At 70.2% G+C, this 18,896-nt stretch carries 22 protein-coding genes and 2 pseudogenes; 17 read left to right on the top strand and 7 right to left on the bottom strand.

Annotated features, from left to right (window positions below; translation table 11 throughout):
* Positions 1-6: 6 nt before the first annotated feature.
* From HF577_RS01190 to HF577_RS01155, 8 genes and pseudogenes are all read left to right on the top strand, one after another.
* Positions 7-1,137, top strand: a complete 1,131-nt coding sequence (locus tag HF577_RS01190; protein WP_169393810.1) for an ABC transporter substrate-binding protein — start codon at positions 7-9, stop codon at positions 1,135-1,137.
* Between the two features lie 30 nt (positions 1,138-1,167).
* Positions 1,168-2,484 (top strand): Rieske 2Fe-2S domain-containing protein, encoded by a 1,317-nt coding sequence (locus tag HF577_RS01185; protein ID WP_169393809.1) that lies wholly within the window; start codon positions 1,168-1,170, stop codon positions 2,482-2,484.
* Positions 2,485-2,495: 11 nt separating this feature from the next.
* Positions 2,496-2,846 (top strand): hypothetical protein, encoded by a 351-nt coding sequence (locus HF577_RS01180; RefSeq protein WP_169393808.1) that lies wholly within the window; start codon positions 2,496-2,498, stop codon positions 2,844-2,846.
* Positions 2,843-3,058 carry a hypothetical protein gene (locus HF577_RS01175; RefSeq protein WP_169393807.1) on the top strand — a complete coding sequence of 72 codons (216 nt, stop codon included), beginning with the start codon at positions 2,843-2,845 and terminating at the stop codon, positions 3,056-3,058. The genes HF577_RS01180 and HF577_RS01175 overlap by 4 nt, the downstream gene beginning before the upstream one ends.
* A gap of 97 nt (positions 3,059-3,155) precedes the next feature.
* Positions 3,156-4,013, top strand: coding sequence for an SDR family oxidoreductase (locus tag HF577_RS01170; RefSeq protein ID WP_169393806.1), 858 nt, complete (start codon positions 3,156-3,158; stop codon positions 4,011-4,013).
* 202 nt (positions 4,014-4,215) lie between these two features.
* Positions 4,216-4,608 (top strand): ester cyclase, encoded by a 393-nt coding sequence (locus HF577_RS01165; RefSeq protein ID WP_169393805.1) that lies wholly within the window; start codon positions 4,216-4,218, stop codon positions 4,606-4,608.
* Between the two features lie 60 nt (positions 4,609-4,668).
* Positions 4,669-5,037, top strand: a pseudogene (locus tag HF577_RS01160) (SDR family oxidoreductase); the annotation flags it as partial.
* A gap of 124 nt (positions 5,038-5,161) precedes the next feature.
* Positions 5,162-5,419 (top strand): monooxygenase family protein, encoded by a 258-nt coding sequence (locus HF577_RS01155; protein WP_246265314.1) that lies wholly within the window; start codon positions 5,162-5,164, stop codon positions 5,417-5,419.
* 277 nt (positions 5,420-5,696) lie between these two features.
* On the opposite strand, the gene HF577_RS01150 is transcribed toward HF577_RS01155, so the two are convergent.
* On the bottom strand, positions 5,697-6,290 hold the full coding sequence (locus HF577_RS01150) for a class I SAM-dependent methyltransferase (RefSeq protein ID WP_169393804.1): 594 nt from the start codon (positions 6,288-6,290) through the stop codon (positions 5,697-5,699).
* A gap of 231 nt (positions 6,291-6,521) precedes the next feature.
* On the opposite strand from HF577_RS01150, the pseudogene HF577_RS01145 reads away from it, so the two are divergent.
* A pseudogene (locus tag HF577_RS01145) lies at positions 6,522-6,815 on the top strand (cupin domain-containing protein); the annotation flags it as partial.
* A 131-nt stretch (positions 6,816-6,946) separates the two neighbouring features.
* Here the strand turns inward: HF577_RS01145 and HF577_RS01140 are convergent.
* Positions 6,947-7,615, bottom strand: a complete 669-nt coding sequence (locus tag HF577_RS01140) for a DUF3159 domain-containing protein (protein ID WP_169393802.1) — start codon at positions 7,613-7,615, stop codon at positions 6,947-6,949.
* 148 nt (positions 7,616-7,763) lie between these two features.
* Between HF577_RS01140 and HF577_RS01135 the strand changes: the two genes are divergently transcribed.
* The 3 genes from HF577_RS01135 (at position 7,764) to HF577_RS39555 (ending at position 10,973) form a co-directional block, all read left to right on the top strand.
* A complete protein-coding gene (locus tag HF577_RS01135) occupies positions 7,764-9,314 on the top strand; it encodes an alpha/beta hydrolase (RefSeq protein ID WP_211173629.1) in 1,551 nt (516 codons plus the stop codon).
* An 8-nt stretch (positions 9,315-9,322) separates the two neighbouring features.
* Positions 9,323-9,964 carry a hypothetical protein gene (locus HF577_RS01130; RefSeq protein ID WP_169393801.1) on the top strand — a complete coding sequence of 214 codons (642 nt, stop codon included), beginning with the start codon at positions 9,323-9,325 and terminating at the stop codon, positions 9,962-9,964.
* An 88-nt stretch (positions 9,965-10,052) separates the two neighbouring features.
* Entirely contained in the window at positions 10,053-10,973 is a 921-nt protein-coding gene (locus HF577_RS39555) for a CPBP family intramembrane glutamic endopeptidase (RefSeq protein WP_211173628.1), read from the top strand.
* 286 nt (positions 10,974-11,259) lie between these two features.
* Here HF577_RS39555 and HF577_RS01120 read toward each other — a convergent pair whose 3' ends face one another.
* Positions 11,260-12,018, bottom strand: coding sequence for a MerR family transcriptional regulator (locus HF577_RS01120; protein ID WP_169393799.1), 759 nt, complete (start codon positions 12,016-12,018; stop codon positions 11,260-11,262).
* Between the two features lie 199 nt (positions 12,019-12,217).
* On the opposite strand from HF577_RS01120, the gene HF577_RS01115 reads away from it, so the two are divergent.
* A complete protein-coding gene (locus HF577_RS01115) occupies positions 12,218-12,595 on the top strand; it encodes a putative quinol monooxygenase (protein ID WP_169393798.1) in 378 nt (125 codons plus the stop codon).
* 438 nt (positions 12,596-13,033) lie between these two features.
* Here HF577_RS01115 and HF577_RS01110 read toward each other — a convergent pair whose 3' ends face one another.
* From HF577_RS01110 to HF577_RS01095, 4 genes are all read right to left on the bottom strand, one after another.
* Complete coding sequence (locus HF577_RS01110; protein ID WP_169393797.1) at positions 13,034-13,243, bottom strand: DUF4177 domain-containing protein; 210 nt, start codon at positions 13,241-13,243, stop codon at positions 13,034-13,036.
* A gap of 33 nt (positions 13,244-13,276) precedes the next feature.
* Positions 13,277-13,504, bottom strand: coding sequence for a hypothetical protein (locus HF577_RS37270; RefSeq protein WP_211173627.1), 228 nt, complete (start codon positions 13,502-13,504; stop codon positions 13,277-13,279).
* Between the two features lie 694 nt (positions 13,505-14,198).
* Positions 14,199-14,759, bottom strand: a complete 561-nt coding sequence (locus tag HF577_RS01100) for an MBL fold metallo-hydrolase (protein ID WP_169393796.1) — start codon at positions 14,757-14,759, stop codon at positions 14,199-14,201.
* A 305-nt stretch (positions 14,760-15,064) separates the two neighbouring features.
* Positions 15,065-15,718, bottom strand: a complete 654-nt coding sequence (locus tag HF577_RS01095; RefSeq protein WP_169393795.1) for a TetR/AcrR family transcriptional regulator — start codon at positions 15,716-15,718, stop codon at positions 15,065-15,067.
* Positions 15,719-15,797: 79 nt separating this feature from the next.
* Here HF577_RS01095 and HF577_RS01090 point away from each other — a divergent pair, with 79 nt between their 5' ends.
* The 4 genes from HF577_RS01090 to HF577_RS01075 form a co-directional block, all read left to right on the top strand.
* Positions 15,798-16,706 (top strand): alpha/beta hydrolase, encoded by a 909-nt coding sequence (locus tag HF577_RS01090; protein WP_169393794.1) that lies wholly within the window; start codon positions 15,798-15,800, stop codon positions 16,704-16,706.
* Entirely contained in the window at positions 16,699-17,328 is a 630-nt protein-coding gene (locus tag HF577_RS01085) for a maleylpyruvate isomerase family mycothiol-dependent enzyme (protein WP_169393793.1), read from the top strand. The genes HF577_RS01090 and HF577_RS01085 overlap by 8 nt, the downstream gene beginning before the upstream one ends.
* A 644-nt stretch (positions 17,329-17,972) precedes the next feature.
* Entirely contained in the window at positions 17,973-18,296 is a 324-nt protein-coding gene (locus tag HF577_RS01080) for a ferredoxin (protein WP_312858866.1), read from the top strand.
* On the top strand, positions 18,296-18,896 hold a 601-nt coding region (locus HF577_RS01075; protein ID WP_169393791.1), incomplete at its 3' end, for an FAD-dependent oxidoreductase. The genes HF577_RS01080 and HF577_RS01075, both read left to right, overlap by 1 nt.

The raw sequence follows: 18,896 nt of genomic DNA, 5'->3' as shown, positions 1-18,896 counted from the left end.
GAAGGCGTGACGGAGGAGACGGCGATGAAGTCGGCAGCGACGAAGCTGGGACGACGACGATCCCGCTGGTTCTTGGCGGCCGTGGCGGGGGCGGTCGGTCTCCTGCTCGCGGCGTGCGGTTCGGGAGGAGACACCGGAGGGGGTGGCCAGCAGTCGGCGGTCGGAGCGCCGGTTCAGGAGTTGTACGCCGCGGCGCAGGCCGCGGGTGAGGACAAGGTCGTCGTCTACGGGATCAAGGGCAACGCCTGCTACGACCGGTTCTCCCAGCGCTTCCCGGGTATCGCCGTGGAGTCGCAGTACATGGTCGGAGAAACGCAGGCCCGGCTCGAGCAGGAGCACGTGAGCGGTCAGAACGTCGGCGACGTTCTGCGCACCGGCTCCACGTCGATGCTCGCTCTCACCAGGAGCGGGATCCTGACCCCGTTCACGCCCGCCGACGTCGAGGGCATCCCTCAGGAAGCGTGGGGTCCGGGCCACGCATTCGTCGTCGACACCAAGCGGGTGGCGGGGATCGCCTACAACACGGCTCAGCTTTCCCCGGAGGAAGCTCCGAAGAGCTGGACCGACCTGGCCGACCCCCGGCTCAAGGGCAAGATCGTGATGCCGGACCCGACTGGCCCCGGAGCCGGGCTCAGCATCCTGCAGGAGCTCCTGCAGACCGGCGGCGCCACCGACGACGCCTGGCTGGAGCGGTACGCCGCCAACGAACCGGCGCTGATCCAGGGCGTTCAGCCTGCCATCGAGGCGCTCCGCAGCGGCGAGTACGCGGTGATGATGGGCGGCCTGGACCAGATGACGGGACCGCCTCTCGCGGAGGGCTCCACCCTGAAGTGGGTGTTCCCCGTAGCGGGCGCCTCGCCGGTCACCGGCCATTTCATCGGCATCATCACGAACGCCCCGCACCCCAACGCGGCCCGGCTGCTGGAGAGCTGGCTGCTCAGCGAGGAGGGGCAGACCTGCCTCTCCCAGGAGGGGAACGAATACCCGGTACGCGACGGCGTGCCCGGCCCGCCCGGCTTCCCCGCACTCGACGAGCTCGACGCCGTCACCCCGCCCCGGCCGGTCGACTACACCGAGCTGGAGCGTCAGCAGAAGTACCTCGAACAGTTCCAGACCGTCTTCGGGCGGTCCCGATAACGCCGGCCACCGGCACGGGAGGACGCGCACATGCTTCGGCCTGAGGACAACAAGCTGATCACGGAGGTCGGGCCGGGGACCCCGATGGGCGAACTGTTCCGCCGCTTCTGGCTCCCGGTCGTGGCGAGCGAGGACATGGAGGACCCCGACGGCGCTCCGGTCCGGCTCCGGATCCTCGGTGAAGATCTGGTCGCGTTCCGCGACACCGACGGAAAGGTCGGCGTCCTGTCCGCCTACTGCCCCCACCGGCGGGCCAACCTGTTCTACGCCCGCAACGAGGAGGGCGGCCTGCGGTGCATCTACCACGGCTGGAAGTTCGACGTGACGGGCCGGTGCCTGCACATCCCGTCGGAACCGGCCCGGTCGAACTTCAAGGACAAGGTGCGCGCCCCGGGATATCCCACGCAGGAACGCGGCGGGCTTGTGTGGGCCTATATGGGCCCTCCGGACAAGCAGCCTGAGTTCCCGGAGTACGAGTGGGCGGAGGTCCCGGCCAACCAACGCGTGATCAGTGCGAGCCTCGTCGAATGCAACTGGTTGCAGACGCTCGAGGGCGACATCGACACGGCGCACGTGTCGTTCCTGCACCGCACGCTCAATCCGAGCACCACGCTCAAGTGGGCGCGATTCGTCGAGAACTTCACCGAGTACGTCACCAAGGACCGGTCGCCGTCCCTGACCGTGAAGAGCACCGACTACGGCTTCGTCTACGGCGGCCGGCGAGTCGGTGGTGAGGACGACTACTACTGGCGGTTCTCGCACTGGCTCGTGCCGTCCACGTCGGAGACGCCGGGCTCGGCCGAACGCCCGGGACGCATCGTCGTGCCGATCGACGACCGCAACTCGATGTCGTTCTCCTTCGTCTGGCACCCGCACCGTGCACTGTCGGCAGAAGAGGCCATCGCGAACGGACGGAACAACGGACAGCCGCTGCATCCGTGGGAGCTCGCCGACGGGTATGTGATCGACACGCGCCGGTCCCCACTCAACCGCGACAACGACTTCAAGATCGACAGGCACGTGCAGAGGACCAAGCGGTTCAGTGGAATTCTCGGGACGCCGCCCGAGGAGGACCGGGCGATGACCGAGACGATGGAACCGGTGCTCGACCGCAGCAAGGAACACCTCGGGACGAGCGACATCGCGATCATCGCGATGCGTCGCCGCCTGATCAAGATGGCCAGGGACCTCGCCGACGGGGTGGAGCCGGCCCTCGCCAAGCAGGCGTGGGCCTTCCGTACCCGCGGCTACGACGTGGTGTCGCGGCATGCGGAGTTCGAGGACGTGCTCGCGGAGCACATGTCCGAGGTGACGCCCGCGCGCGTGACGCCGGCAGCGAGCGGATGAGCGTCTGCTCGATGATCAACGGGGAGGAGAACGGGGCCGGCGGGGCTGACCCGTGGCACATCGTGGACGTGGAGACGCTGGACGTCGACACGGTCACCCTGGTCATCCGCCAGGTCGAGATCTCGCCGCGAGCCGATCAACTGGCCTACCGCGAGTCGGAGATCGACGCGCTCTGGACTCTCGCGGACATGGCTGCGCAGGCAGGCGACACGGACGCGTCCGAGTGGCTCGAACTCCTCTGGCAGGCGCACGACCACGTCGGCGACGGCGACCGAACGCAGGCGCTGGCCGCGCTCACGAGGCTGCGGGACCGGATCGCGGAGGCGGATCGGAGGCGGAGCCCACACAGCGCATCCACGTGACCCCGCCCCGGAGCGCCGCGCCCGGGTGCGCCGCCATGATCGTGGCCCGGTTCGAGGCGTTGCCGTACACGTTGGTGTCGTCGACGGTCATCGGAGGCCCGTTTCGCAGGCCGCAGCAGGGCGACCTCCTCCCGGCGCAGGCCCAGGACGCGCCGGCGTCCGCCGTCGACGAGCCCCCTCCACCAGGGCCGAACCGCGCCATGTCGACGTGAGGCGCGTCGCGGTACGAGGCACTTGCGTGTGCCGTGACGGCATACCGTCTGCTGCTCCGGAGAGGCTGATCACGGCTTCAATCGGGCAGGGGTTCGAATGGGCAGCTATGCAGTGACGGGTTCGGCGTCGGGGATCGGCGCCGCGGTGACCGAGCGGCTCCGTGCCGCCGGGCACTCCGTGATCGAGGTGGATCTGCGCGACGCCGACGTCGTCGCCGACCTCGGAACACCGGAAGGCCGCGCGGCTGCGGCCACCGGGGTCCTCGGGCGCTCCGGTGGCGTGCTCGACGGCGCCGTGCTCGCCGCCGGGATCGGCCCCTCCCCCGGACCCGACCGTCCACGGAAGATCGCGCAGGTCAACCAGCTGGGCACGGTCGAGCTGCTGACTGCTCTGCGACCGGCGCTCGCGGCGAGCGGCGACGCCCGAGCCGTGGTTCTCGGCAGCAACTCGGCAACCGTCACCCCTGGAGTGCCGCGGCGGGTGCTCCGCGCCCTGCGCACGGGCAAGATCGACCGCGCGGTGCGGGCGCTGCGACTGTTCGGGCCGGTCGCCCCGAACATCGCCTACGCGGCGTCGAAGATCGCGGTGACCGAATGGGCGCGCCGGGCGGCCGTGACCCCGGCGTGGGCCGGCGCCGGGATCCGCCTCAACGTGCTCGCTCCGGGACCGGTGCAGACCCGCTTGCTCGACGAGGACCTCGCGAACCCGGTCGCGGCGAGAGCGTTCCGCGCGTTCCCCGTCCCGGTCGGTGGCGTGGGCGATGCCGGGCACCTCGCCGACTGGGTGATGATGATGCTCTCGCCTGCGGCGGCGTTCCTGTGTGGCAGCGTCATTGTCGTCGACGGCGGCTCCGAGGCGTGGTTCCGCCCCGGCGAGTGGCCCCGGCCCGTCGCCCTCCGGCAGGTGCCCCGCTATCTGTCGCGCTACCGAGCCTTCGCCCGGTCCTCCCGGTAGCCCGCTGTCACAAGCCCTGCTGACCCTGCTGCGGCGCCACACCCCGGCAGCGCGACATGTCGACTTCTGTACCGATCGGAGTAGAAGTCGCGGACCCGAGGTTCTCCCCGATCGACGGTGGCCGCTCGACGAGAGCGCGGAAGGGCATCGCCAGTCATGAACACACGAGTACAGCCCCGACACGGGGCGACAGGAGGTCATCATGTCCGACTCCGACGTGCGCGAGGTCTTCGAGCGCTACATCGACGCGCTCAACGATCATGATTTCGACCGCATGACCGAGTTCATCCACGACGAGCTCATCGAGAACGGCCAGCCGGTCATGCGGGACGACGTCATCGCCGAGCTCAAGGGGCACGGCGCTGCGGTGCCGGACTTCACCTGGCGGGTCCAGGACATCGCCATCGACGGTGACCGCGTGGCAGCCCGCCTGTTCAACAAGGGCACGCACACGAAGGAGTGGCTCGGTGTGGCCCCCACCGGCGCCACGCTGGAGTTCGCCGAGTACGCCTTCCACAAGGTCCGTGACGGGCGCTTCTACGAGATGAACTACCTGATCGACGCCCAGGCAGTGCAGCGACAGCTGGGCTCCTGACGTCCGGGGCCTGGCCCTCGTCGGCATCTCAGGACATCAACTCGAGGAGGACATCTTGTAGAACACGACATCTCTGCAGGGCCGCCCGCTCAGATCGACGCGGCGGTCGAGGCTGCGGTGAGCATCTTCGGCGGGCTCGACGTGCTGGTCAACAACGCGGGAACAGGCATCGGGGTGGGTGAGTTCATCGAGCTGACCGACCACCGGTGGGACCTGTCCTGGCTGATCAACGTGATGGGCCCGGTCGCCCCCTCGACCGGGGCGACGATCGAGGACGCCACCCGGTCGGTCGTGGAGAGCATCCCGGTCCGGCGGCTCGGCACGCCGGACGACGTCGCCACCGCGATCACCTGGCTCGTCCAGCCGGGCTCCTACGTGTCCGGCGCGGTCGTGCCAGTCACCGGAGCCATGGTCGCCGGACCCAACTGAGCCGCGCCTGGTCCTGGTTGCAGGCCTCGGTGGCCGGATCCCGTCGCCGGAAGTACGAGCCGCGAGGGGCGCCGGCCACATGCGTGGATACGCGACAGTGCAACTATTCAGTTTCGGGGGAGCTATGGCGAAGATCGTCCCGGGCAGGGTCATGCACCAGTACGGCGGAGAGCTGGTGGTGTTCCACAAGCTCTACGACTACGCATCCGCCGGCTCGCTGAGTCACCGGCCGGCCTGGACGCGGTTCAACGCAATGGCGAAGAAGAACCCCGGCGCGGTCGGGATCTGGCACGAGACCTTCGTCGTCGAGCGGGCCGAGAGCATGTACGTCGGGACCCCGGCCATGGGGCTGCCCGCGGGCGACGAAGATCATGCCCGTTGAGAAGCGACACCACCGCGCCCGCGCGCGCCTGGCGGACGGCGCCACCACGCTGCCCACGAGCCCGGCGGATCGGAGCCATCCGACCGCCGGGAGTACGGACTGACCACGGGCTCCTCTGCTCGTGCGACGGCGGCCGCCGAGCTGCTCATGATCAGCGAGATCGGTCCTGACGTGCACATGTGCACGTCAGGACCGCGGGCGCTCACCGCACGGACAGGGAACGGAACCGCAGCAGGCCGCGCGTTCTGCCGACCCGGCCACCCGTATCCGTGGCACGTCACCGGAGCCGTCGCGCCCGCAGGACGGTGTCGTGGGTGTGGTGGGTGCCCGCGGGGGCGGGGGTCGTGCGCGGGCGGGTTCCGTTGACCTGGATCGCCCAGGTGTCGTCGAGGAGCCTGGCGATGTCGTCCGGCTGGTAGTAGTCGCCCGGGTCGAAGCCGGGGCGTGGGGTCAGGTCGGCGAGATCGTGCGTGGCGAAGAGCAGGGTGCCACCGGGCGCGACGGCGGCCAGCAGGCCGCGCAGCGCGCCGTGGCTCGGCTGGCGTGGGAGGGGGAAGTAGTGGACGGAGACCAGGTCGAACGCTCCGCTCGGTGTTGTGCTGATCACGTCGGCAGGTGTCCACGTCACGCGGTCGGCGAGGTCTGCGCTGGTGTTGGCGGCCCGGGTCAGGGCGGTGGGTGAGATGTCCACCGCCGTGACCTGCCAGCCGCGGCGGGCCAGCCACCGTGCGTCGGCGCCTTCGCCGCATCCGACGTCGAGCGCCCGTCCGGGCGGCATGCCGGAGGCCTCGGTGACGAGCACTGCGTTGGGGTTGCCGCTGAAGACCTGGTCGCGGCTGCGGTACATCTCGTCCCAGGACGGTGTGTCCATGGCGTCCTCTTCTCGGGGGGTGGGTGTCAGGCGGCCGGAGCCGGGGTGTTCTCGGCGGGCGTGGTTTTCCAGGTTGCGGCCCGGTCGGATGATCAGGCCGCACATCGGCGCCGGGGCCACCTCCCTGACTCATCACGACCACCTCCGCGACCAATCTGCGCCCAGCCGGCCCGCGATGGCACGGGTCTTTGCGAAAACTGCAAAACCGGGTTCACCGTGGGACGCATGAGCAACCCCGGCGGACTGCAGGTGAACAAACAGATCCTCCCAGCCGGCCTGACCGACCATCTCGAACCCGATCCACGTTCACACGAGGGTTACCACTGGCTCTACGTCCTCCACGGACGGCTGCGGGTGAAACTCGGCGAGCAGGACTTCGTCCTCACCGCCGGCGAGGTCGCCGAATTCGACACCCACCTCCCCCACTGGTTCGGCAACGCCGACGCACACTCCGTGGAGTTACTGAGCATCCTCGGCCCCCAGGGCGAACGCTTCCACATCAAAGCCCGCTACCGACGAGACTGACAATCCACCACTCTCGAACAAACACTCAGTGGATGCTCACTGCCATCTGGCACGCGCCAGTCGGCGTGGAAAGCGCTGTATGCGCGACGTCGACGACCGGGGCGGCGCGACGATCAGCGGGCCGGACACCGTCAGGCCGACGGCAGCAGGCGCTTGCTGCTGCGCCGCCAGGCCCAGACCACGACCAGCGCGGCCAGGATGGTCAGCGGCCAGCCCATCGCGACGCGGGCGACGCCCAGCCAACCGGTCTCGTAGCTGACGTAGAGCCACTGCTGCACGCCGAACCGGGCGCCGGACACCGCCGCCGCGGCGAGCGTGGCGACGTCGTGGGCGCGCAACACGCGGCGGTCGGCCCGCCAGTCGTGCGTGCCGCCGTGCACGAGGTTCCACACGACGCCGCTCAGCGGCCGGCGGGCCAGCACCGAGGCGAGCGCGACGACGAACGCCACCAGGTACGCCCAGATGCCGACGACGAAGAAGTCCCGCGCCGACCCGGTCAGGGCGACGATGCCGATGGCAACGGCGAGCCCGAGCAGCCCGCCGGCCGCGAGGCTGAACCGCTCCCCGCGCAGGAGCCGGTAGCCGGTGATAACCAGCCCGACGGCGACCGACACGATGATCGTCGCGGTCAGGGACAGGAAGGCGTTGGCCGCCACGAAGACGACGACGGGCACGGCGGAGTAGACGAACCCCATCGGGCCACCCGTTTGCTCCAGCAGCGTCGGCTGCGGTGCGGGGGCGGGTACCGGGCCGCCGGGCTCCTCCCCGGCCGGGCCGCGGTGGGAGTCGGTGGCAGTCATGTGTCCTCCTGGGTCGCGTGGCGTGTGGCCCCAGGGAAGGCCGTGCCGTCGCGGCACACTCAAGCCGCTGTGGTCTGAACCACGCGGGTTGACCCTGCCGCGACGGCACGGTGTCCCCTTCCGGACGACGACCACCGAAGGAGTTCCTGTGTTCCCTGTCCGCTCGACGGTCGCCGCCGCCCTGGTGGCGGCATCGCTGGTCCTCGTCGGCGCGTGCGGCGCACCCGTGGCGCAGATCGGGAGTCCACCGCCGTCCGGGCTGGCCGGGTTCTACGGCCAGCAGGTCGTATTCGAGCCGTGCGCGCCCTACGCGACGTCGGCGATCGACCAGCGGCTCTACGCGAACAGCCGCTTCGACTGCGCCCGCGTGCAGGTGCCGCTCGACTACGCCGACCCGGACGGCCCGCGCGGGGAGGTCGCCCTGCTGCGGGCCAAGGCGCGCGGGGAGAAGATCGGGTCGCTGCTGGTCAACCCGGGCGGTCCCGGCGGCTCGGGAATGAACTTCGTCGCCACGCTCGGGCCGGTGTGGGACAACGGCCAGGTCGGCGAGCGGTTCGACGTGATCGGGTTCGACCCGCGCGGCGTCGGCGCGTCCACCCCGCGCGTGGAGTGCTTCACCGACGCCGAGACCGACGGGGGCGAGCCCCCCGCGGCCTACCTCTTCGACGTCCCTGACGAGCAGGCCGCCGCCGAGGTGGCCCGGCGGTGCACCGAGCGCACCGGCGGGGTGGACGCGCTCACCAGCGTCGGCAGCGCCGACGTCGTGCGGGACATGGACGTGCTGCGCGCCGTGCTGGGCGACGAGAAGCTGTCCTACCTCGGCTACAGCTACGGCAGCGAACTGGGTGGCATGTACGCCGAGGTGTTCGGCCGGAACCTGCGGGCGATGGTGATCGACGGCGCGGTCGACCCCGAGAGGAGCGAGGCCGACTTCCGGCTGACCCAGTTCGTGGCCTTCCAGGGGGCGTTCGACGAGCTGGCCGTCTCGTGCGCGGCCGACGCGGCCTGCCCGTTGGGCACCGACCCGGCCCGCGCGACCGCGGCGTTCCAGGACCTCGTCCGACCCCTGCAGGACCGGCCCGCACCGACGGCCGACGGCCGCGCGCTGACCTACCCGGACGCGATCCAGGCCGTGCAGACGGCGCTCTTCGCCGAATCCCAGCGGCCGATGATCCTCCACGGGCTCGCCGAGCTGTCCGCCGGCCGGGGCGACATCCTGCTCGGAATGCGGGACGCCGCCCTCGGGCGCGGCCCGGACGGCCGGTACGGGGCCGGGCTGAACATCGACGCGAACCTCGCGATCCGGTGCATGGACAACCCGCGACGCAGCCCCGAGGAGAACACCGAACTGGCCCGCCAGGCGCGCGCCGCCGCCCCGTTCCTCGACCCCGGCCGGTCGCCCGCTCCGGCGCACTACGAGTGCGCGGCCTGGCCGGAGCCGCCGAGCCGGGACCTGCCCTGGCTCGACGGCGGCGTCGATGTGCCCCCCACCCTGACGGTCTCGGTCACCGGCGACCCGGGCACCCCGTACCAGGGCGGCATCACCCTGGCCCGCCTGCTCGGCGGGAGCCTGCTCACCGTCGAGGGCGCCCAGCACGGCGTCGCGCTGTTCGGCCAGAGCACCTGCGTCGACCAGGCCGTCACCGAGTACCTGATCGACCTGCGCACCCCGCCCGCCGACGTCCGCTGCACCCTGTAGAGGAGATCGTGTTCAAGAAGTACCGGCGGCGCTGGCAGCTGTCGAAGGCCAAGCCCGGCGACGGCAGCCGGCTACAACGGTTCCGCTTCTGGCACCTGCTGTCCCGCTCGCTGTTCGCCCTGGAGCTGCCCGACGGGTCAGGGCGCCCGCAGGTCTTCGAGGTTGACGTCCACCACCTGCGGGACAGCTCGTCTGCCAAGCGACCGGCCGCGCTCTACCGCGACGGCGTCCAGGTGCTCCAGGCCAACCTGCCCGTGACCTTCCCGGTGCCCGGCGGCGTCATCGAGGTCGCCGTCGGCCAGTACGGCGTCAAGCGCATGCACCACGTCACCGACGACGGCCGCGAGCGGGTGCTGCGCCCGGATCCGCGTTCCCTGGAGGGGCGGCGAGCGCGGTTCGAGCAGCGGTTCCCCCGCACCAGCGCGGTGATCGGGGCCGTAGGTCTCGTCGTGCTGCTGGTGGGGCTCGCGGGCACGCTGTCGGGGGTCGCGGAGCAGATCACCCGCATCGAGGCCGTCGCCCAGCACGTCGGCACGTTCACCTCGCCGATCCGCCTGCCCCTCTGGGCGACCATCGCGCTCGCCGTCGCCGGGGCGCTCGCCGCCACCGACCGCGCGTTGCGGCTCAAGAGCACCTGGATGGCGGACTGACCGCCGAACCGACACCCGAACCCGGAAGGGCCGTTCCATGCCGTCACCTGATCCCAGCCACCACCGCGGGGCGCTGATCCCCGCGACCGTGAGCCGTACAGCGCAGCCCGCTCCGTCCGCGGTCGACACCTCGCGGCCGTTCGGCGCCCACCTGCGGATGAGCTGGTGGAAGCCGTTCGTCCTCGTCCTGGCGTTGCCGCTCGTCCTCGTGGTCCTCCAGGTGCTGGCCTACCAGCTCGTCGGCGTCATCGAGGGCAGCGACGACCCGCTGTCCCCCGAGCTCACGCCGCTGAAGTCCCTGGCCGTCAACCTGGCCACCGGCGCGACCGGCCTGGTCGCGGTCCTGCTCCTGGTGTGGATGACCCGGGTGCCGTGGCGCGCGCTGTTCAGCTCGCGGCGGGCGTTCGACCGGGGGCGCCTGGCCCACTACGCGATCGGCGCAGCGCTGATGGTGGGGGCCGGAGCGGGAGTCGTGGGCGCCGTCGCACCGACATCCACCGGCTGGACGACCTTCGCGATCAGCGGTACGACGATCGCCTTCCTGACGATCACCCTGCTCACCACCCCCATCCAGGCCGCCGGCGAGGAACTGATCTACCGCAGCGTCATGCTGCCCGCGGCCGCGAGCTGGGTGCGCCCGGTCCGGCCGGCGCTGGCCGTCGGGCTCGTGGTCTCCGCCCTGGGCTTCGCCGTGGTCCACGGCTCGACCGACCCCTGGCTGGCCGGCTACTTCACGGTGGTCGCCGTCAGCACCGGGCTGATGGCGATCCTCAGCGGCGGCATGGAGGCGCCGATCGCCTTCCACGTCGTCAACAACGTCCTCTTCGGCGTGATCAGCAACGTCATGTCCGGTGGGGGGACCACCACCATCGACCGCGCCACCGACACCGGCGACGCGTCCCTGCTGGTCCTCGTCGCCGTCAACGTCGGCATGGTCGCCCTCGTCGCGACGTACGAACGACGCCGCCGCCACACCAGCGGACATCCTGGTGCTCCGCGAGCCCGGTGACGAGTGCGATCCCCGCCCTGGTCCGACGGCGGCGAGCCGCTGGCCACCATCACCTGTGTCAGGAGGCATGCCGTGTCCACTCGCCGAAAGGGGGGCGGGGTGGCCGAAGCCAAGGTGGCCTGGCGCGACGACGTGTCGTTCCCCGGCGACAAGCAGCGGGATGAGCTCGCGGAACGTGAACGAGCTGGTCGGGTAGCTGTGTAGCTCGCCGGGCATCGACGGGGCCCAGCTCGGGGTAGGAGATCTCGTGGCGGTCGAGGGGTGACGGCCCGGTGGTGAACCGGGCTCATGTGCTGTCCCTTCGGGAGTCCGTCGGTCGGGGTTCGGCTCGCAGGAGGTGCTGGATCCGACGGAAGACGTCGACCTGGGCGGGGTTGTAGAGCTCCCGGATCGCGGCCGCCGCGATCCGGGTGGCCGACCGTGCCCCACGCGGGGCGTCGGCGTGCGGGTCCGCCATCTCCGGGTGCTCGGTCAGGATCCGGCGGATGTGCGGGACCATGCGTTCGGCCAGGCTTTGGCGCGCTTCCTCGCCGGCGTCGGCGGGCAGGGTGTCGAACTCGCCGTCGGTCGGGTCGGGGGACACGCTGCGCAGTATCTCGGCGTAGGCGTCCAGGCGCCGCGGATCCAGGACCCGGGTCATGACGAGCACGAGCGATCGGTCGGCCTCCGACAATCCCGCGGCGACGGCCGGCGGGGTGAGGTCGGCGGGCAGGTCGGCGGGCGCGTGGTGCCGCAGGATCAGGCCGAGCTCCACGCGCACCCGCTGCAGTCGCTCGATGGTGGCGCCCAGCTCGGCGTCCAGGATACGTAGCGCCTCCTCTGGATGGTGGTCGTCCTCACGCAGCTCGGCGATCCGGGCCAGCGAGAACCCGAGGTCGACCATGCGCTTGATGCGCAGCAGCCGGACCAAGTGGGCGACGCCGTATTGCTTGTAGCCGTTGGGGCGCCGCTCGGGCTCGGGCAGCAGCCCGACGTCGTGGTAGTGCCGCACCGCCCGGAGGCTGGTCCCGGCGATTTCGGCGATCTCCCGCGTGCTCCAGGCCATGGCCCACCTCACACCGTGCCCCGACGGCACGGTCAAGCGCGCGATCCCGGCGGTCCTCTCACGAGCGGAGTCACCATTCCGGGCGACCGTCGAGGGCTTCGGTGTTTGCGCTCTGGTGTGCGGTCCGCTCCTGCCAGGTTCCGGACGATCGGAGAGCGGGCTTGAGCATGCCGTGTGGGCACAGTGTCTGCTCCGCGTCATGTCCGATCACGAGCTCGCCCACCGATCCGCCATGACCGAGGAGGAGGCTCAGTCCCGCCTGTGGACCGTGACCGAGCCCGGGGTACCGCTCCTGCTCACCGTCACACTCACCATCCGACCCGACCGGCTCGACCCGTTCGGCGACGCCCTGCGCAAGGTGCTCCCGCCGGCCCGCGCCGAGGACGCCTGCCTCTACCTGAACGTGGGCCGCAGCGTCGCCGACCCGACCGTGTTCGTGCTCTCGGAGAGCTGGCGCGACCTCGTCGAGTTCCGCGACGTCGTCCTGCAGAAGGACTACTACCGCGAGTACGTGCGCATCAGCGAGGACGCCTACGCCGCTCCGCGGGTCGTCACGGTGCTCGACGTGTTCCGCTGAGCCCGCCAGGCGGGCGGCCTGGCCCGCGGCGCGACGTCGGCGACGCGGTGCAGCTCGTCGAGCCCGGCCCCGCCGGCGGCCCGCACGGCGATCCCGTTCCCCCACGGTCATCACGTACCGGGCGAGCAGCGCCGGGTCGGACGTCGCCGGGAGGTCGCCCTCTCCGCGGGCGCGGCGGAACCTCGCCTCCAGGCGGGAGCGGTCCTCCTCGCGCCAGCCGGCCTGCAGGTCATGGACGGTCCCCTCCGCCGGCCCGGCGGCCAGAGCTCCCTGGACCATCAGGCAGCCGGACGGTCCCACGGGCCGGTTGGTCGTGGCGACCGCGCCGTACAGGAAGGGCAGAACGCCACCCCGCCGTCGGCGTCCGCGCCCGTCGACCGGCCTGACGCTCAGCGCGCTACCGGTTCCGCCGGTGGAGGCGGTCGACGTCGCTCCGCGTCACGCCAGGCTCCGCTTGAGGATGATCCCGATCTCGATCGACTGCCCCGCCCCCACGCTGGGCACGATCGTCCCGACTGCCTCCCACCCCTGGGCGCCGAGGTCATTGAGCTCCTTCTCCATCGCGCCGTAGTCGAACCCCTTCCAGCCCCATGTGAACTTGAGGACTCTGTGCTCGAACTTGAGGACTCCGTGCTCGATCGTCGACATGGACGCAGCACACACTGTGCCGTTGCGGCACGGTCAAGCCGGGCGCGACGCCGAGCACCCGACCGTGTCCCGCGACTGCACGGAGGCCCTGCGATGGTGGTTCGCTCGATCGGCGTGCAGCGCCTCGACGGCCCGGTCAGCCGTGCCGACCGTGAACGGAGCGGCCGCGCCGACGTCCACCGGCAGAGCCACCCCGGTGACGTACCGGGCTTCGTCCGAGGCCAGCCACCGGGCGGCGTTGCTGACGACGATCGCCTCCACCCACGGACCGGGAGGGCGTTCAGCCCGTCGGCCGCGGGTGTCCGGGTGGGAGTCTGGCACCGCGGGCAGAACGTGCTCGCTGGTGTCAATGTTGTCGACCATCGGGGTGCCGGCAGTGGTCGGGGATCGAGTTCACCTGACCCGATGCGGTGGCAGCTCTGCGGCCAGCGCCCTGCGGCGGAGGCGCTGCACGGTGGGTGGAGGCCCGAAGGACCGAGCGCCTCCACATGCGCATGCGGGGCGCATCCGCGACCGCGGTACTGACGAGGTAGGCGGTTGGTAAACCGGCCTGACCAGAGAGTCTTGTCGGCGCTCGCCGCCCCGGTCGCACTCAGCGCGGCAGCACCTGACAGCCAGAGGACAAAGCAGGACATCGCTCTGCCTGGCGAGATCGTCACAGCCGAACCGCACGAGCGCGCCCGGCCGGCCGCACTTGACCTATCGTCAAGTCCACCCGGACCTTACGGATCGTCAAGAGGTCTTTCGACCGAAGATCAAAAACCACGGAGTAGGCGCAGGTCAGAGCGCATTCGACGCGTTAGAGGCACATACACGATCCTCTTACCCCCCGTACGGTCAAAAGGTCACGCTGACCTGCGAAAACAGAGAATCAGCGTGCAGGGGTCGACACCGAGGAAGGTGACGTCGGGGTCGTACATCGGGCCGTAACGGGCATGGTTCTCCGGTCGGACGATCAGCGGACCCGGCCGGTCGGCGCGAAGGCCGCGCCGTGACCGGGGATGATCAATGTCGGTTCCATCGCGAGGAGCCGCTCGCGAGATGCCTTCAGCTGGTCACCGTCGTGGGCCAGGGGGTCGTCTTCGGGCCCGTCGGCGCTCCACCACAGGTGGGTGGCCGCAACCAGGCCGGTGCCGGTCGTGGCGAGTGTCGTGATGTCCTCGGCAGTGTGTCCGGGTGTGCGGATCAGCCGGACCGAGGGCGACAGCTCGAAGCCGTCGGCGTCGCGGTCCTCCCAGACGTCGCGGTGGTAGATCGCCCAATGGTCGTGAAACCGGGCCTCGGGGAACAGCGCGGCGTTGAGGGTGTGGTCGGGATGGTGGTGGGAGAACACCACGTCCGTCACATCGTTCGGATCGATCCCCAGCTCGGACAGGGGATCCAGGATGAGTCCTCGGTGGGCGACCATGCCTGGATCGACCACGATCGTCACATCCGTGTCGCGGATGAGGGTGACGGTGCCCGCGACCCGGTCGGAGGCGTATCCGGTGGTGAGGATCTGCACGGTTGCGGTCATCGCCGTCATTCCGTCTCTCGTTCGTCGGTGCGGGGCTCAGTGTGAGTCGTTGATCCGGCGCAGGAAAGCCCGGGTGCGGTCGTGTTCGGGATCGGTGATCAGCTTCGTACAGATCCGTCTACTCCCGGCAACATCCCTGCTCATGTCGCCGGGCGTGTACTTCGAGCAACACCGATCCGAAGGACTCAATCGAACGCTCCACCAATCCGGGTGCTGCGCGGCCGGCCACCACCCAATAGGTAAGGCCGACTCACGGTCTGCGTCGAGGTAGTACTTGGCCTACCGGGCCCGGTCGGGTTCGCGGCTCAGCGTTCGGAGAGACCGTAAGCCTGACGTGGGCGCGTTGTGGACGCTACGCCGGTGAGGATGACGGTCAGTCCCTGTTCGAACTCCAGATCGGCGAACTTGGCTCCGATGGAGGCGAGTTCGGAGAGCGTGGGCAGGGTGTCGTGCGCGAGTGCACCGATGCGCTCGGCCGCAGCGTCCTGGCTCTCGTCACGGGCGAGGGGGCCGGCGAGTTCGGATTGCGCGATACCCATGACGAAGGCCATCACGACGCGGAAGGCAACCAGCAGATCGGCGCCCTGCAAGCCGCCGCGTGCCAGTGCCGCCGCGAGGGCCTCGGCCGGAGCAAGGCTGCCGGCGGATGAGGTTCGGCGGGTGAGCACGAGCGGAACGGTCGCCGGGTGCGCCCGGACGGTGCGCCACAGTGCGGTAGCGACGGCGCGGGTATCCGCCAGCCAGTCGTCGCTCGGCTCCGGCGTTTCGACACGGGCCGCCACGGCGTCGACCACGAGTTCCTCGAGCGCCTCGCGCCCGTCGACGTAGTTGTACAGGGTCATCGGTCCCGTTCCCAGGGACGCCGCGAGCGAGCGCATGGTGAGTCCCACCAGGCCGTCCCGGTCGACGATGCCCAGCGCGTGCTGCTGGATCTCCGCAAGGGTGAAACGGGCCTTCATGCTCACGACTCCTTCACGTACGTCGTACGTATCAGTGGTACCGTACAACACGTACAACGTACTTATGCGGAGGCTCGCCATGATCACCACCCAGACCACCTCCTTTCGCTCCCAGGGCCAGCGCTGCGCGGCGTGGCTCACTCATCCCGAGGGCGAAGGCCCTCATCCCGCGGTGCTCCTCGTCCACGGCTTCGGCGCCACGCACGAGATGGGGCTCACCCAGTACGAGCACGCGTTCGCCGCCGCCGGGATGGTCACGCTCTCGTTCGACTTCCGACACCTGGGCGCCTCGGAGGGCACGCCGCGGCAGCTCATCTCGATCCGGCGCCAACTGAGCGACATCGAAGCGGCACTGCACTTCCTGCGTCGACGCTCGGACGTCGACGCCGACCGCGTCGCCCTGTGGGGCACGTCGCTGGGGGCGACCCACGTACTGCTGACCGCCGCGCAGCACCCGGAACTCGCGGCCGCCGTCGTGCAGTGCCCGGTGATCAACACGCGCAACGCTGCGATGAGCTCCGGTCCCCGTGCAGTCGCACGGCTGGCAGGACCCATCACCAGCGACCTCGTCCGGTCCACCCTCGGCCTGCCGCGCCGATACGTCGGCATCGTCGACGAACCCGGGCGCACGGCGATCGTCACCGTCCCCGGCGCGAAGGAGGGCTGGAACAGCATGGTTCCGCCCGGTGTCGAGTTCGACAACCGGGTGACCGCGGCGATCGGGCTCGAGCTGATCCGGCTCAACGCCGCGAGCAAGGCGCCGCAGATCCGCCCGCCATTGCTGGTGTGCGTGTCCGACCAGGAGACGCTCATGGACCCGCGCATCGCCGCGCGGGCCGCGCAGCGCGCTCCTCACGGAAAGGCCATTCACTATCCGGCCGACCACTTCTCGGTCTACCACCCACCGCAGGTCGAGCAGGTCATCGCCGACCAGGTGTCCTTCCTGAGCGCGCATCTGGCACCGACGAAGGGAGCGGGCGATGCGTGACCTCGTCGCCGTCCAGGACCAGAACTTCCTCGCCTTCGCCGGCACGCTGACCGAGCAGGAGTGGAACGAGCCCAGCCTGTGTCGGGGCTGGACGAACAAGGATGTGCTCGCGCACCTGGTGCTCGGCCTACAGCTGCCCGTCCCCCGGCTGGCGGCCGCGATGAGCCGGCATCGGTGGTCGTTCGACGCGACAAACGAGGTCCTCAGCCGCGAGCATGCCGACCGACACGCCGCCTCGGAGCTGGTTGACGCCTTCGACCGCATCCGGGTACGCCCGCGTGGGATCGGGCGCCTGTTGCCGACCCCGCTGATGCTCGGCGACCACGCCGTGCACCACCTCGACATCGCCCTCGCGCTCGGTAGGTCCGACGTCCTGCCCTCGGAAATCGCCAACGCCGTCCTCGCCGTCGAAACTCGGATCCCCAACCCGTTCGTTCCGGCGGCGGCACGGGCCCGGGGCCTGACGCTGCGGACCACCGACACGACGTGGTCACGCCCCGGCAACCCGGCCCTCGACGTCGTCGGACCCGCGGACAGCCTCGTCTCCGTCCTCGCCGGCCGCCCCCATGCCCTGCCACGCCTGACAGGCAACGGCATCGCCACATTGCAGAACCGAATGTGACCGGGAAGGACCAGTCCGTCCGATCGAGGAGACGCTCGGCACGATGGGTGAGCTGGTCACGCAGATCATGGTGCGTGTGATCGGGCACGGTGAGCTGCCGGTCGGCCAACTGCGCCGCATGCATGCCGCCGTCCCCTGTCCCGCCTTTCCAGGTAACACCCTCCCAGGCATGCAGACGTCACTGAGGAAACCTCAACGGTAAGGCGACGCAGTTCGCGGCTCGGCGGATCTTCCGAGTTCGCCGGATCGTCGCAATCGCGCCCCACGAATGGTACGTCTATGGATTTTTCACACATTACGCCGTCGTGGGAGTGGACGTCTGGTCGGCGATGCCGAGCCTGTGCACAGGATCTGGCCGGGCTGCACCCGCCGGGGGACGTGTGATATCAGTCCAGAACTCCGTAAATGAGTATTCCAGGACCGAACAGGCCTGGTCATCCGGTTGCGTCTGAGATAGCCAATATCGCCAACGCATTGCCTCGACCGATGTGGCGATGTAAGGTTCGCGACGAGAGCTCTGAACATCATTGTCGTTTAGTCGTTTGCGTCTTCGTAGTCGAACAGCGGACAGGAGTACCGCATCGACTCGTTGCCGTACCGGTGCCCGGGGGCTTCTTCCTGACCGCACCAATACCGCCGGGGTCATGGCTTGTTTCCGTCGGCGGCCACGTCCGCGTGCGCAACCACCCGTGCGCCGGCGGCACTCGAGAGATCACAGGGTTCGAGCTACGGACAGGGGAGGAGAGGGCATGCGAGTCGTTGTCGATTTAAACCGATGCCTGAGTTACGGGCAGTGTGTCTTTGCCGCGCCGCCGGTCTTCCGGTGGAGCGGGGAGGAGTCGTTGGAGTACGACTACGCACCCGACGAGAGCCTGCGGGGACCGGTCGAGCGCGCGGCGGCGGCGTGCCCGGTACAGGCGATCAGCGTGGGCGATGCGGTCCCGGTCCGCACCGGCGGGGACGGGTGATGACCACCGGTGGGCCGGACCCGCAGCGGGTGGTCGTGGTCGGTGCGTCGCTGGCCGGGCTGCGGGCGGCGGAGGCGCTGCGTGACGAGGGGTTCACGGGCCGGTTGACGTTGGTGGGAGATGAGGACTGCGAGCCCTACGACCGGCCACCGCTGTCGAAGGTGGTGCTCGCTGGTCGGCTTCCCGCCGATCACACCTCGTTGCCGGAGAGCCGCGACATCGACGCGGAATGGCTGCTCGGAGTGCCTGCCGACGGGCTGGACCTCGCGGCTCGTCAGGTCCGGCTCGCCGACGGGCGGCGAATCGAGTTCGACCGGTTGCTCATCGCCACCGGAACCCGCGCCCGATCATGGCCGGATCCCGGGCAGGCCGCCTTGGACGGGGTGATCAGCGTGCGTACCCGGCAGGATGCCGCCGTGCTGCGGGAGCGGCTGGCTGCCGGTCCACGGCGAGTGCTGGTGATCGGCGGTGGCTTCACCGGATCGGAGATCGCCTCGATCTGCCGTGAGCTCGACCTGCCGGTCACGCTCGCCGAACGGTCCGCGGCACCGCTGGCCGGGGCGCTGGGCGGGGCGGCGGGCCTGGGGGCTGCCCAGGTAC

The sequence above is a fragment of the Pseudonocardia xinjiangensis genome (genome assembly GCF_012911925.1).
In the GTDB taxonomy this organism is placed as follows: Bacteria; Actinomycetota; Actinomycetes; order Mycobacteriales; family Pseudonocardiaceae; genus Pseudonocardia; species Pseudonocardia xinjiangensis.
Note: the sequence above shows the minus strand (reverse complement) of the source record. Positions and strands in the feature narration are given on the sequence as shown.

Coding starts and splice junctions, on each gene's coding strand:
- HF577_RS01085 (WP_169393793.1), top strand. CDS start 16,699: ATGCGTGACCTCGTCGCCGTCCAGGACCAGAACTTCCTCGCCTTCGCC.
- HF577_RS01095 (WP_169393795.1), bottom strand. CDS start 15,718: ATGAAGGCCCGTTTCACCCTTGCGGAGATCCAGCAGCACGCGCTGGGC.
- HF577_RS01115 (WP_169393798.1), top strand. CDS start 12,218: ATGTCCGATCACGAGCTCGCCCACCGATCCGCCATGACCGAGGAGGAG.
- HF577_RS01080 (WP_312858866.1), top strand. CDS start 17,973: ATGGCTTGTTTCCGTCGGCGGCCACGTCCGCGTGCGCAACCACCCGTG.
- HF577_RS01090 (WP_169393794.1), top strand. CDS start 15,798: ATGATCACCACCCAGACCACCTCCTTTCGCTCCCAGGGCCAGCGCTGC.
- HF577_RS01170 (WP_169393806.1), top strand. CDS start 3,156: ATGGGCAGCTATGCAGTGACGGGTTCGGCGTCGGGGATCGGCGCCGCG.
- HF577_RS01140 (WP_169393802.1), bottom strand. CDS start 7,615: ATGACTGCCACCGACTCCCACCGCGGCCCGGCCGGGGAGGAGCCCGGC.
- HF577_RS01110 (WP_169393797.1), bottom strand. CDS start 13,243: ATGTCGACGATCGAGCACGGAGTCCTCAAGTTCGAGCACAGAGTCCTC.
- HF577_RS01150 (WP_169393804.1), bottom strand. CDS start 6,290: ATGGACACACCGTCCTGGGACGAGATGTACCGCAGCCGCGACCAGGTC.
- HF577_RS01120 (WP_169393799.1), bottom strand. CDS start 12,018: ATGGCCTGGAGCACGCGGGAGATCGCCGAAATCGCCGGGACCAGCCTC.
- HF577_RS01165 (WP_169393805.1), top strand. CDS start 4,216: ATGTCCGACTCCGACGTGCGCGAGGTCTTCGAGCGCTACATCGACGCG.
- HF577_RS01180 (WP_169393808.1), top strand. CDS start 2,496: ATGATCAACGGGGAGGAGAACGGGGCCGGCGGGGCTGACCCGTGGCAC.
- HF577_RS01100 (WP_169393796.1), bottom strand. CDS start 14,759: ATGACCGCAACCGTGCAGATCCTCACCACCGGATACGCCTCCGACCGG.
- HF577_RS01155 (WP_246265314.1), top strand. CDS start 5,162: ATGGCGAAGATCGTCCCGGGCAGGGTCATGCACCAGTACGGCGGAGAG.
- HF577_RS01185 (WP_169393809.1), top strand. CDS start 1,168: ATGCTTCGGCCTGAGGACAACAAGCTGATCACGGAGGTCGGGCCGGGG.